A 12,253-nucleotide genomic window follows, 5' to 3' on the forward strand; every position below is an offset into this window, starting at 1 on the left:
TTAGGAACGCTTGCGTTCTCTATTGTAGCGGACCTACTGTAGAGAACGGAGGCGTTCACTATTGGAGGAGAAGATGACCGAGTCGCAGATCGCACCGCCGGCCTCCGCCCAGTCGACGGGCAGGTTGCTGGCTGCACTGATCGTCGGTGGTAGCACCGCCATCCTGGACACCACGATCGTGGCGATCGGGCTGCACACCCTCACCACGGCACTGCACGCCCCGATCTCGACGATCCAGTGGGTGAGCACCGGTTACCTGCTCGCGCTGGCGGTGGCGATCCCGTTCGTCAGCTGGGCGCAGGGACGGTTCGGCGGCAAGCGGCTGTGGCTGTTCGCGCTCGGGCTGTTCGTGCTCGGGTCGGCGCTGTCGGCCTGTGCCTGGAACGCCGGGGCGCTGGTCGCCTTCCGGGTGCTGCAGGGGCTGGGCGGGGGCATCATGCTCCCGCTGCTGCAGACGTTGGCGATGCAGCACACGGTGCCGGAGTCGCGCACCCGGGTGATGGCCACTGCGAGCCTGCCGATCGCGCTGGGTCCGATCCTCGGTCCGCTGCTCGGCGGGATCGTGCTCAGCTGGCTGGACTGGCGCTGGATGTTCCTCATCAACGTCCCGGTCGGCATCGTCGGCCTGGTGCTGGCCGTGCGGTTCGTCGCCACAGATGCACCGGCGCCCGGTGCAGCCCGCGACCGGTTGGACGTGGGCGGGGCAGCGCTGATGATCCCGGGACTGGCCGGCCTGCTCTACGGCCTGTCCAACGCCTACGGCGCCGCCGGCTTCGCCAGCGCCGAGGTGCTGCTGCCCTGTCTGGGCGGTGCAGTGCTGCTGGGGGTGTTCGTGCTCAGGGCGGCCTGCCGGCGCGAGGCGTCGCTCGTGGACCTTCGCCTGCTGCGCGTGCCCTCGGTGCGCACGGCCACGGTGGCGCTGACCTTCGCCGGGGGAGTGCTGTTCGCAGGGAACTTCCTGCTGCCGCTGTTCTTCCAGTCGCTGCGCGGCTACAGCCCGTTGGGCGCCGCGCTGCTGCTGATCCCGCAGGGAGTGGGCACGCTACTCGTCCGGCTCGTGGTCGGTCGGCTGACCGACCGGTTCGGTGCCCGGACAATGGCGGTCACCGGGGCCCTGGTCATGGCCGGTGCAACGGTGCCGTTCGCCCTGGCCGGTCCCGGTACGAGCCTGTGGCTGCTCGGGGCGGTGCTGTTCGTGCGCGGTCTGGGCAACGGGATCCTGCTCATCCCGATCATGACGGTCGCCTACGTCGACCTGGAGCAGGAGAAGATGGCGCACGCCTCGGCGATCACCCGGATCGTGCAACAGCTTGGCGGCGCCTTCGGCACGGCCCTGGTAGCGGTGCTGCTCGCGGCGCACGCCTCGGTCGGTGCGTCCGCGGCAGGGTTCGACGCCGCGTTCTGGTGGACCGTGGCCATGACCATGGCGGCTGCGCTGGCCGGGCTGTTCCTCCCGAAGTCGGGGCAGGCCCAGGTCGACCCGGCCCACCCCGGGCCGACCGCGCCGTCTCCAGGGCTCAGATGACGTCGAAGTTGGCCATCATCATCATGTCCTCGTGCTCGAGGTTGTGGCAGTGGAAGACGTACCTGCCACGGTAGCCATCGAAGCGGGCGAGGATCCGGGCGCGTTCAGCCGGGCGCAGGTCGATGGTGTCCTTCCAGCCGTGATCGAAGGCGCCGGGCCCGCCGGTGCCACGACCGAGCACCTGGAAGTGGGCGAGATGGAGATGGACCGGGTGGTGCAGGTCAGCAGTGAGCTCCCAGATCTCGGTGCTGCCCAGGGGGATGTGCGCCTGTGTCACATCGGGACTGAATGGTTCACCGTTGGTCACCCAGCCGTGCTGGTCGCCGATGCTCTGAGAGCGGAACACCATGGAGCGTACCGTGGTGGCATCCGCCTCGCGGAGACGTTCGAAGGACGGGCTGAGCGTGTCCGGGACCGAACGGTCGTCGCGGGTCGAACCGGTGACATCGAAACGCATCACCAGACGGGTCTGTCCGTCGCCGAGGTCGTTGACCACCCGGACCCGGCTGCCGACGGTGAGATCGCGGAAGTCGACGAGCACGTCGAACCGTTCGGCGGAGGCGAGGGTGAGGTGGTCGTGCATGATCGGTGCGGGCAGAAGACCCTGGTCGGAGCCGATCTGGACGATCGGCAGGTCGGTGCCGCCCTCGACCTCGAAGCGAAGCTGGTAGCGCCGCGCGTTGGAGGCGTTCAGGATGCGTAACCGGTACAACGCCGTGTCCACCTCGTGGCGCGGCCAGCTGCGCCCGTTGACCAAGATGACGTCGCCGAGCACCCCACCTTCATACGGCGGTGTCACACCTGGTGTGTGCGTGAGCGTGGGGTCGAGGCTCGGGTAGAAGAGCTGTCCGCGTGCGTCGAAGGTGCGGTCCACGATCACCAGCGGGATGTCCCGGTCCCCGTCCGGGAGGTCGAGGGATGATTCCTCGTCATCGGTGACGAGATGCAGACCGGCCAGCCCCTTCCAGACGGCAGGCGCGGTGAAGTCCATCCGGTGGTCGTGGTACCAGAGGGTCGCCGCGCGCTGGTCGTTCGGATACTCATAGACCCGGGTGCCGACGGTCACGTCCCCGTCGTGGTGACCGGGCCCGCGGTCCTCCCAGGGCTCGTCGGGCAGGATGAGGTCCGTCGGGTAGCCGTCGTGCTCGGGTGGGGTGACACCGCCGTGCAGATGAACCGCCACAGGTACGGGCAGCTCGTTGCGATGTGTCACGAGCACCTGTCGACCCCGCCGGGAGCGGATCGTCGGGCCGGGGAAGCTGCCACCGTAGGTCCAGACCTCGCTGCGCCATCCGGGAACGAGCTCAGCGCGGCTGACCTGCTGCACGAGCTCGAAGTGGTCGGCGTTCGCGCTCGACCGGACCGGCGCGAGCACCGGCGGGATGGTGAGCGGCCAACCGAACGGCTCGGGTAGCGGGATGCGGCTCGCCAGCACGGTCCCGGTAGAGCTCTGCCCTCGCCAGCCCGCCAGGACGGGTGTCCCGACCACACCCGCGGCAAGGACTGCCGCTCCGCCTGCGAGCAGTCCGCGCCGGCTGACCCCGCACCGGCCCCGCTCTGGTGGCGTCGCGCTCATCGGGGCACCTCTCGCCACGCGGCAGAGGTCCACGTACCCCAGGCCAGCGCCCACACCAGACCGATCAGCGCGACCCCGAGCGGCACGTGCAGCCAGAGGATCCGGCCCGCACCGGTCGCCGCCTGCGCCTGCGAGACGAGCATCGCGGCGAGGGTGATCAGAAACGGTGCACGGGGGCCACGGGCGATCCACTTCAGGCCCGCAGCCGAGACCAGGGCGAGGACCATCAGCAGGTCAGCGGTCGTCGTACCCAGCTGGTGCAGGCGCAAGAAGGCGTAGTCCCCGGCGAGGAACTGCCCGGCTGAGACGGCCTGGAACAGGTAGGCGACCGCCGCCACGGTCACCGCGACGCGGAGCGCCCACAACCAGGTCGAGTACCGGCGCAGGCGCGTCGATGGCGAAGACTCCATCGGACGAGTCTACAGTGTAGACATATTTCGTCTACACTGTAGCGAGAGGGTGTAGGTGGGAGGATGGCCCCGATGCCACGACGACGGACCGCGCTGACCCGGCGCGACATCGCTCGTGCTGCCGTTGAGCTGATCGACGCAGACGGGCTGGCCGCGTTCTCCATGCGCAGGCTCGGATCGCGGCTGGGTACCGATCCGATGACGATCTACCGACGGTTCGAGGACCAGGAGGACCTGTTCGACGAGGTCGCGGTGGAGTTGTTCCGTGGCGTGCCGGTCGACGGCCTGCCGTGGGACGCTGCCTGGCCAGATCTCCTGTATGCCTACGGCACTGCCTTGCACGACGCCCTGCTGGCGCACCCGAACGCCCTTCCGCTCTACGGCACGCGGCCGGTCCGCTCCCAGGAGGTCACCCAGTGGGGTGTGCGCATGTTGCTGAAGATGGCCGACGAGGGGGTGCCCAGTGGCTCGGCGCTCCAGGTCGCGCTGTGTGTCAACGAGTACGTGATCGGCCACACCATCGCCAGGAGCGCCGATCTGACCGCGTCCCACCGCAGCCGCGCCCCCGAACCCGGCTCGACCGGCTTCACCGTGCTCGCAGCGGCTGCCGCAGAGCTCCAGCCCGATGGGCACTTCCGTCTGGGCCTGCGCGCACTCATCGACGGCCTGCAGCGCGCTGTGTCCCCGCACGGCGGATGACCATCGCCGCGATCGGCGCGCAGGCAGCTGGAACGAGCGGGCGAGCACACCGGTCACCGGAGGAAGCAGAACACGCTGACGGCGATACAGACGAGGAGCATGCCGGAGGCGTTCACGAAGAGGTTCCGGCCGAGGTCGTGGGCGCGCAGATGTGCTGCCACGGCCAGGAGGAAGTACAGCACCAGCGCCAGGGACGTCGTCGCGCCGAGGTAGGGGACCCAGATCCCCGCGACGAGCCCGGCCACGGCGGCGAGCTTGATGATCGGCATCGTCCACCACAGCCGGCGCGGCCACCGGACGGCTTCGAAGCAGGCGGCGATGAAGGCGGCGGGCTTGAGGCACAGGACGGCGTCGATGGCAGTGAGGAGAGCCAAGGCGATCACGGGCCACACAGGGTGAGCATGGGTCTCCTCAGCGTTCGAGCGCATCGTCGGTCGTCCCCGCGGTGTGCCCCGTGGCCAGAGCGTCCGCAGGACGTGCTGCGGGCCTGGGACCGGGTGGCGTGCTGACCGCAGGTGCCACGCCATCGACGTTCGTGCTTCGGAGCCAGTACCCCAGCACTGCCGCCGCCAACGCCGGACCCCACAGGTAGAACGGGAAGACGAGCTGCCACAGGAGTGCCGTGGCCAGACCGTCCCCGTGGATGAACGGCATGAGCAGCATCCCGGGTGCGGACATGGTGATCGCAGCAGCGACCGCCGCCCCCACTGTGGTGACCAGCCGGACCGGTACTCGCGCGCCGCCGACCACCGGCAGCCAGGAAGGAAACACCCTGCCCCACTCGCAGATCAGCCCGAGGACCAGGAGCACCGACGCGGCGCAGGGCAGCACGAACAGGGCGCCGGTGATGCGGGTGGTGGCGTCGAGCTCGTCGATGAAGATCTCCGCGTTGCCGCCGCCCATCGGCCAGGGCGTGAGCCACGTCAGGCGGAGCAGATCGTAGGGGGCGGCGCCGAGCGCAGCGACGATGGTCACCGGACGCGCCCAACGCACCAGCTGCGGTGGCCTCGTCCACGCGGCTCGCTGCCTCAACGCTTCCCGCAGCTCCGCCACGGCCGCCCAGCACCAGCAGGCGGCGGTCGCCGCCATGGCCCACGACCATGCGATCGGGGACAGGTAGTGCCCGAGGCTGCCGATCGTGTTCGTGACATACGTGCCGTAGAGGGTGAGCAGGCTGGACAGCTGCCCGGACGCCCAGAGGACGACCGTGCCCACGACGGCGAGCAGCAGCACCGGTGCCCCGGTCCGTGGGCGGGCCTTGGTCAGGACCACCAGCAGCGTCAGGGCGACGAAGGGCAGGAGGAGGCCGACGAAGTAGCCGAGCGAGGAGAACAGGCTGGTGTCGCCGAGCACGATGGCGAAGCCGGCGGCCAGGAGCGCGGCGCCGATGGCGGCCCGGCCCCCCGCCCACTTCCACAGCAGCAGAGCGATCCCGAGCGCGCCGAGTACAAGCAGGGCCACCGCGCCGGCAGAGGCAGGCAGGAGCGCATTGAGCCCGGTCCGTACGGTGGCGTGCGGTCCGTAGGGATACGCCTCTGGTCGGAGCAGCCAGAGGACGCCGACCGCCGTCGCGGCGACGGACAGGGTGCCGGCGACGAGCCATGGCCGGGGCGGCAAGGTGATCACCGGGTGCCTCCTGTTCGCTCGATGGTCTGGTTCTTCCTGCCACGGACCTGCTGTCGGACCGGGTCGCCGGTGTGGGCGTCGAAGATGATGCGTGCGCCCCAGAAGCGGCGCCACTGGGGCATGACGAGCTCGGCTTCGACCGTGCGGCCACCTGGACCGGTCGTGGTCACCTTCTTGGTGAGCTCGAAGTCGGTGAGCTGGAGTGCGCCGCGGCCGCTCGCGCCGATCGCCACCAGGGTGAGCTGGGCCTCGTCGGAGGTGATGAAGGTGGCCGGGTCGTAGAGCAGGAGCTGTAGCCACGTCCGGCCGCGCAGCGGGTGGCTACGGCTGACTGGCTCGCCGCCGAGCACTCCCGTCAGCGTGATGGTGTGCCCCTGCGCGACGGCGTGCAGGGTGGTCTGCTCGGCCGGGATCTCACACCGCCACTCCCGGGTGACCAGGTCCGGGCCGGAGCGAACGGTCTCGGACCGCAGAGTCTGCCCGGTGCGTGGGTCGTGGTAGGTGAGGGTACGGATGCCTTCCTGGACGAAGCGGCTGCGGTCGTAGCGCAGAAGTGCTTCGTGCGGGACAGCGCCTCTCGTCCGGTCGAGGTACTCCAGCACCGGTGGGCTCGGGCAGGTGTAGGTAGCCAGCGCAGGCGCGCGCGGGGGCGCAGGCGCCCGGTAGATGATCGTGCCGTCTTGCACGACCAGGTCGATGTCGGCGAGGTTCTCGATCTGCACCAGCGGGTCCGAGCGAAGGAGCACCAGATCGGCTCTGCGTCCCGGCTCGACCACACCGCGGTCGGGCTGCCGGAGGAGCTCGGCGGCGTCGGCGGTGGCGGCCTGGATCGCAGCGGCCTCGCTCATCCCGGCCTCGACCATCCGGCGAAGCTCGTCGTGCAGCGAGCTCGCGGGCATCGCGCCGATCATGCTGTCTGTCCCGGCGGCGATCCGCACGCCGGCCTGGTACGCGCGGGTGAGGTTCCGGCGAGCAGTGTCGATGTACAGGGTGCCGTCGGGGTTCGGGAACACGGCGGCGATGGTCAGCGTCGGCACCAGCCAGCTGCCGGCGTGCGCCCATGCCCGGAGCGCGTCGTCGCCCTGGATCTCGTGCTCGATCACCCCGTGCTCGATGCTGTCGATGCCCAGCTCGAGCAGGTCGGCCACGTCGTCCTGGTAGTGGGTGTGTGCGCTGACCGGGAGGTTCCGGTGACGTGCTTCGTCGACGATGGCCCGCACGATCTCGCGGGACAGCTGGTGCAGCAGGACACGGTCCGGGCCGTACAGACCGCCCTGGTAGACCACCTTGATCAGGTCGGCACCCTTGCGGTGCAGGTCCCGGACCGCAGCCCGGGCGTCGGCAGCATCGTCCACGGTCCGTGCGATCTGTCGACGCAGCCATCTGTTGTCCTTCGCGAGCGTGACGTCGGGGTGCCCGCCGACAGCGGTGAGGGCAGGTCCGGCCGTGACGATGCTCGGGCTGGTGATGCGTCCTTGCTCCACCTTTCGGCGCAGCCGGGTGACGGGGGTCAGCGGATCGGCCATGCACCGGATCGTTGTCACGCCGTTGCGGGCGAGGCGGCCCAGCGCGCGCGGCAGCGTGCGCCGGGTCTGCAGCCAGCTGCGGAAGGGGCCGCGCACGGAGAGGAAGTCCAGGTGGACGTGGGCGTCGACCAGCCCCGGGACGACCGTCTTGCCCTCGCCCTCGACGACTGTCGCATCCTGGGCCGTCAGGCGCTCCTCGGTGACCGTGTGGATACGTCCGTCCCGGACCAGGACGTCGGCGTCGTGGATCTCGCGGCCGTCACCGGTGACGACGTGTGCGCTGCGGATGAGGAGCGCTCCTCCAGGGTCGTGCGGTGCCACGTGTCGAGCTCCTCATCTAGGTAGTAAGTAGTTACTGCATACGGTAGCCTGGGCGTATGGTTACCACAAGAGGGACGGCGGAGGCTCGTCGAGCACAGGCCGTGGACGCAGGGCTGCGCGCGTTCGGCGAGCACGGGTTGACGACGACTGCAGTGACCCAGGTGGCCAGAGAGGTAGGGCTCTCGCAGCCGTACATCTTTCGGCTGTTCGGCAGCAAGCGAGCCTTCTTCCTTGCCTGCATGGACGAGCTCGAGGCGCGCGAGCTCGCGGCATTCACTGGTGAGGGTCAGCGGACCGGGGAGTCGTTCGACGAGATGGGGGCGGTGTTCCGGTCGTTGGTCGGGGACGGGACGCTCGCCGGGTTCTCCATCCAGGCGCTGGCCATCGCACGTCGTGACCCGGAGGTAGCGCAGCGCTATCTGCGCATGCTCGCCACCACGCTGCGGGCGGTCGGCGAGCGGACCGGCGCCAGCACCGAGGAGCTCACCCTCTTCCTGGCCCGTGGTGTCCTGGTCGTGCAGCTGCAGGCCCTCGGCGTCGACGTGGCGAAGGTCTCCAGCACGCAGGCGGTCGAATCGCTGCTGGAGCGTGGTGAGGCGTGAATCCCGTCGCGCTCCTCCTCGCCGCCGCCCAGGGCGCTCGGCTGCGCCGGGCCACCGAGATTCTCCCGCCGGCCGCTGGCCCGACCGGCGGAGTCGTTCCTGGTCCCGGCGACAGCGCCGCTGTGCGGCTCCTGGTGATCGGAGACTCCACGGCCGCGGGTGTCGGTGCCGCCAACCACGAGGAGGCCATCGCTGGCTCTCTCGCGCGGCTGGCCGCCGAGGACGTGAGAGCTGCGGTCCAGTGGCGCGTCATCGCCCAGAGCGGAGCGACCTCGCGCCGCGTGCGCCACTCGCTCCTACCAGAGCTGGAGGGCAGCGACCCCTTCGACCTGGCCGTCGTACTCGTCGGGGTCAATGACGTGCTGGCCCGCCGTCATCTGGACCAGTGGCAGGAGGACGTGGCCGCCGTGCTCGCCGGGGTCACCGCACGGGCCGGGCTGGTCGTCATGACAGGGCTCCCGCCCTTTGACCGGTTCCCGTCGATGCCGCGCACGCTCGGCCGGTACCTGACCGGTCGGGGACGCCGCCTGGACGAGGTCGCAGAACGGCTCTGTCGGGACGAGGAACAAGTGCTGTGGATCGACTCGGCCGGGCTGCTGGCCGACGATGCAGAGTTCTTCGCCCGTGACGGATTTCACCCGTCGGCCACCGGGTACCAGAGGTGGGCGCACGCGATCTGGCAGCGGACCGGCACCGAGCTGGTGCCCCCGGCGGGATTCGAACCCACGACCTTCTGCTCCGGAGGCAGACGCTCTATCCACTGAGCTACAGGGGCTTTCGCCGCTGCGTGAGCCTACCAGGGGTCAGGCCCCGGATCGAAATCCGCTCTAGTCGTCGGTTGCGGGGGCGGCGCCGTAGCATGGCTGACCGTAGTTGCCGCAGCCGTTGTCGACCAGAGGAGGGCGTGGTGACGCAGAACCCACCGGAGCAGCCAGGAGGGCAGCAGCCCTATGGTGCGTCTCAACCGGCGTACGACCCGGCGCAGGGCGGACCGGGCGGTCAGCACGCCTACGGTTCCGGTGGCACCGGCCCGGCCGAGCCGGCAAGCCCGATGGGGTCCCCGCCCGGCGGGGGCCGCCAGCGCGGCAACGGACCGATCATCGCCGGGATCATCATCGGGGGGCTGGTGGTGCTGGCACTGCTCCTGTGGGGTGCGATCACCCTGATCGACGGCCGCGACGACACCATCCCGACGCCGACGCCCACCGCGACCGATCCGTCCGACCCGGCCAGTGAGGACTCGTCCGAGCAGCCCGGCGACCAGCCCGAACCAGAGGGTGGCGAGCTCTACGACCTGCTCACCACCGAGGCCGCCCAGGTGGACATCGACGGAAGCACCTGGACGGTGCAGGGCAGCTGGGCCGACGCCAGCGAGCTGAGTGCGGAGGCATCGGAGGCCTACACCGCCACCTACACCTCCGACGACGGTGAGCTCACCTTCACCGCTGTCTCCTTCCCGGACGTGGACGCGGCGGACAGCTACGTCGCCGGCGTCGAGGAGGAGCGGGGCGACCCGGACACCACCGGTCCGGTCTGGCAGGAGGACTACGGTCAGGGCCGCGGCAGCCGGATCAGCTACGCCAGTGACGAGGGGTACAGCATCTACTGGTACGACGACACGGCGGTGGTCTACCAGGTGGACGCTGCCGACCAGGCCACCGCATCCGACTTCTACGGCTCGCTGAGCTTCTGACCCGGTGCCCGAGGAGCTCACCGGTCTGCTGCGTGCGTGCGCGCAGGAGCTCGGCCTGACCCCACCCGAGCAGATCCCGCTGCGCCCGGTCGAACCCCGGTCACCCGGTGACTGGTCCACCGCCCTCGCCCACCAGGTCGCCCCGACCGGGCAGGGCGCGGCCCGGGTCGCAGCTGCGCTCGCCGACCGGCTCCGCCACCGCGAGGAGGTGGCCGGAGCGCACGCCGACAGTGGTCACCTCACGCTCACCCTGTCCCTGACCGGTCTGGCCGGCCCGGTGCGGCGCCTGCTACAGGTCCGTGCCGGTGCCACGATGGGGCCCCGGTCGGCGGCGCAGCCTGGTTCGGGCTGCGGCTGCCCAGCCGAGCTGCACCCGGTGGCCTTCGCCCACGCCCGCTCCCGGAACGTGGCCCGCACCGCCCGCGCGCACGGCGTACGACCGCTGCCAGGCGACGAGCTGGAACCCGCCTTGACCGCCGTCGTCGAGGAGCGGACTGCCCGGTACCTGCTGGTGCTGCTCGGGGCCTTCGCCCCCGCCCGGCCCGAGCGGGCTGCCGGTGGAGCCCAGAGCACCGGTAGCGCGCAGCGCCTCGGACGCAGCATCCTGTTGCGCACGCTGGCCGCCACCTACCAGGACTTCTACACCCGCACCCGCTGCGCACCGCGCGGCACAGAGCCGGTAACCTCGACCCACCGCACCCATCTGACCCTGACCGAGGCGACGTCAGTGGCGCTGGCCACCGGGCTGTCCGCCCTCGGCGTCCCCGCCCCGGAGCACCTGTGACCCATCCCGAGCAGAGCGGCCTGTGGCCGGAGAACCTCACCGTCGTCGACGGCGTCTGGCGCCTGGGCGGTGTTCCCCTCACCGAGCTCGCAGAGCAGTTCGGCACCCCGTCCTACCTGCTCGACGTGCCCGGGCTGCGCGCCCGCGCCGCGCGCTACCGTGCCGCGTTCACCGAGGCGTTCGCTCCCGCGCCGGCCGAGGTGTACTACGCCGGCAAAGCGTTCCTGTCCATCGCCGTCGCCCGGTGGATGCACGCCGAAGGGCTGCGCATCGACACCGCCTCCGGTGGTGAGCTGGCCACCGCACTGGCTGCGGGAGTCCCCGGGGCGGACATCGGTCTGCACGGCAACAACAAGTCCGACGCGGAGATCGACCAGGCCCTCCAGGTCGGCGTCGGCCGGATCGTGATCGACTCCCTGGACGAGATCGACCGGGTGCAGGCGCTCGCAGTCGCGCGGGGAGTGCGTGCCCCGGTGATGGTCCGGGTGACCACCGGCGTGCACGCCGGCGGTCACGAGTTCATCGCCACAGCGCACGAGGACCAGAAGTTCGGCCTCTCCCTGGCCAGCGGGGCCGCTGCCGAGGCGCTGGCCCGGATCGAGGCGAGCGACCACCTCGACCTGCTCGGGCTGCACTCCCACATCGGCTCCCAGATCCTCGACCCGGCCGGCTTTGCCGCCGCGGCGCGCGCGCTGCTCGGCCTGCGCGCCGAGCACGCCGAGCGCAGCGGCACCCTGCTCGCCGAGCTGGACCTCGGTGGCGGGTACGGCATCGCCTACCTGCCCGGGCAGCACGAGGTGGACATCACCACCCTGGCCCGGTCGCTGGCCCGCACCTGCACCGAGGAGTGCGCACGGCTGGGCACACCGATGCCGGCGTTCTCCTTCGAACCGGGCCGGGCGATCATCGGCCCCAGCATGCTCACCCTGTACCGGGTCGGCACCGTGAAGCCGGTCCCGGTCTCGGCCGAGCTGACCCGCTGGTACGTGTCCGTGGACGGCGGGATGAGCGACAACATCCGACCGGCGCTCTACGACGCGGAGTACCACGCCGCCCTGGTCCGGCCCTCGGACGCAGGGCCGGTGCAGGCGCGGGTGGTCGGCAAGCACTGCGAGAGCGGAGACATCGTGGTGCACCAGGTCCAGCTGCCCGGCGACGTGCGCACCGGTGACCTGCTCGCCGTGCCCGCCACCGGGGCCTACGGGCGCTCGATGGCCAGCCAGTACAACCTGCTGCCGCGACCCGGGGTCGTGGCCGTGGGCGACGGTGCGCCGCGCGAGATCGTCCGCCGGGAGACCGTCGCGGACATCCTCGCCCTCGACCTCGGCTGACCCTGCCCCAGTGCGCCCACCTGCCCGCGCGGGCGGCGGCGTCCACTTTGCGGCACAGCCCGAGACGACCAGGCGGCTGCGTCTATTGTGGAGCGGGCGTGGGTGGGACGGCCTGCGCCAGTCTCGACCCCGGAAGGACGCCCATGAACGAAGGTGCCCG

General features: G+C 70.7%; 11 protein-coding genes, 1 tRNA gene and 1 pseudogene. 7 read left to right on the forward strand and 6 right to left on the reverse strand.

What is annotated here, in order from left to right:
* Positions 1–73: 73 nt before the first annotated feature.
* On the forward strand, positions 74–1,525 hold the full coding sequence (locus K338_RS22025) for an MDR family MFS transporter (protein ID WP_022918219.1): 1,452 nt from the start codon (positions 74–76) through the stop codon (positions 1,523–1,525).
* Here the strand turns inward: K338_RS22025 and K338_RS0110960 are convergent.
* Together K338_RS0110960 and K338_RS0110965 are read right to left on the reverse strand one after the other, a co-directional pair.
* The gene (locus K338_RS0110960; protein ID WP_051154772.1) at positions 1,518–3,101 is read right to left on the reverse strand and encodes a multicopper oxidase family protein; all 1,584 of its coding nucleotides are present in this window, start codon (positions 3,099–3,101) and stop codon (positions 1,518–1,520) included. The genes K338_RS22025 and K338_RS0110960 overlap by 8 nt on opposite strands.
* Positions 3,098–3,511: a hypothetical protein gene (locus tag K338_RS0110965; RefSeq protein WP_022918221.1), complete on the reverse strand. Its 414-nt coding sequence runs from the start codon at positions 3,509–3,511 to the stop codon at positions 3,098–3,100. Before K338_RS0110965 ends, K338_RS0110960 begins: the two co-directional genes overlap by 4 nt.
* A 72-nt stretch (positions 3,512–3,583) precedes the next feature.
* Between K338_RS0110965 and K338_RS24495 the strand changes: the two genes are divergently transcribed.
* Entirely contained in the window at positions 3,584–4,210 is a 627-nt protein-coding gene (locus K338_RS24495) for a TetR/AcrR family transcriptional regulator (protein WP_022918222.1), read from the forward strand.
* 53 nt (positions 4,211–4,263) lie between these two features.
* On the opposite strand, the gene K338_RS0110975 is transcribed toward K338_RS24495, so the two are convergent.
* From K338_RS0110975 to K338_RS0110985, 3 genes are read right to left on the reverse strand one after another with little or no spacing between them, the layout of a single operon-like run.
* On the reverse strand, positions 4,264–4,602 hold the full coding sequence (locus tag K338_RS0110975; RefSeq protein WP_027286731.1) for a DoxX family protein: 339 nt from the start codon (positions 4,600–4,602) through the stop codon (positions 4,264–4,266).
* A 19-nt stretch (positions 4,603–4,621) separates the two neighbouring features.
* Complete coding sequence (locus K338_RS0110980; protein WP_022918224.1) at positions 4,622–5,836, reverse strand: hypothetical protein; 1,215 nt, start codon at positions 5,834–5,836, stop codon at positions 4,622–4,624.
* Positions 5,833–7,683 carry an amidohydrolase family protein gene (locus tag K338_RS0110985; RefSeq protein ID WP_022918225.1) on the reverse strand — a complete coding sequence of 617 codons (1,851 nt, stop codon included), beginning with the start codon at positions 7,681–7,683 and terminating at the stop codon, positions 5,833–5,835. Before K338_RS0110985 ends, K338_RS0110980 begins: the two co-directional genes overlap by 4 nt.
* A 56-nt stretch (positions 7,684–7,739) precedes the next feature.
* Between K338_RS0110985 and K338_RS0110990 the strand changes: the two genes are divergently transcribed.
* Together K338_RS0110990 and K338_RS26600 are read left to right on the forward strand one after the other, a co-directional pair.
* On the forward strand, positions 7,740–8,285 hold the full coding sequence (locus K338_RS0110990) for a TetR/AcrR family transcriptional regulator (protein ID WP_027286732.1): 546 nt from the start codon (positions 7,740–7,742) through the stop codon (positions 8,283–8,285).
* 134 nt (positions 8,286–8,419) lie between these two features.
* Positions 8,420–8,902, forward strand: a pseudogene (locus K338_RS26600) (SGNH/GDSL hydrolase family protein); the annotation flags it as partial.
* A gap of 82 nt (positions 8,903–8,984) precedes the next feature.
* On the opposite strand, the gene K338_RS0111000 reads toward K338_RS26600, so the two are convergent.
* Positions 8,985–9,060: transfer RNA gene (locus tag K338_RS0111000), tRNA-Arg, on the reverse strand.
* A 132-nt stretch (positions 9,061–9,192) separates the two neighbouring features.
* On the opposite strand from K338_RS0111000, the gene K338_RS0111005 reads away from it, so the two are divergent.
* Genes K338_RS0111005 through lysA form a run of 3 tightly spaced genes read left to right on the forward strand, consistent with a single transcriptional unit; the run spans position 9,193 to position 12,093 of the window.
* Positions 9,193–9,978 carry a hypothetical protein gene (locus K338_RS0111005; RefSeq protein WP_157612366.1) on the forward strand — a complete coding sequence of 262 codons (786 nt, stop codon included), beginning with the start codon at positions 9,193–9,195 and terminating at the stop codon, positions 9,976–9,978.
* Between the two features lie 4 nt (positions 9,979–9,982).
* Positions 9,983–10,762, forward strand: a complete 780-nt coding sequence (locus K338_RS0111010) for a DALR anticodon-binding domain-containing protein (RefSeq protein WP_022918228.1) — start codon at positions 9,983–9,985, stop codon at positions 10,760–10,762.
* Positions 10,759–12,093, forward strand: a complete 1,335-nt coding sequence (lysA, locus tag K338_RS0111015; protein WP_022918229.1) for a diaminopimelate decarboxylase — start codon at positions 10,759–10,761, stop codon at positions 12,091–12,093. Before K338_RS0111010 ends, lysA begins: the two co-directional genes overlap by 4 nt.
* The last annotated feature ends 160 nt before the right edge of the window (positions 12,094–12,253 follow it).

This window comes from Ruania albidiflava DSM 18029, from assembly GCF_000421225.1.
GTDB lineage: Bacteria > Actinomycetota > Actinomycetes > Actinomycetales > Beutenbergiaceae > Ruania > Ruania albidiflava.

Coding starts and splice junctions, on each gene's coding strand:
- K338_RS0110990 (WP_027286732.1), top strand. CDS start 7,740: ATGGTTACCACAAGAGGGACGGCGGAGGCTCGTCGAGCACAGGCCGTG.
- K338_RS0110960 (WP_051154772.1), bottom strand. CDS start 3,101: ATGAGCGCGACGCCACCAGAGCGGGGCCGGTGCGGGGTCAGCCGGCGC.
- K338_RS0110965 (WP_022918221.1), bottom strand. CDS start 3,511: ATGGAGTCTTCGCCATCGACGCGCCTGCGCCGGTACTCGACCTGGTTG.
- K338_RS24495 (WP_022918222.1), top strand. CDS start 3,584: ATGCCACGACGACGGACCGCGCTGACCCGGCGCGACATCGCTCGTGCT.
- K338_RS22025 (WP_022918219.1), top strand. CDS start 74: ATGACCGAGTCGCAGATCGCACCGCCGGCCTCCGCCCAGTCGACGGGC.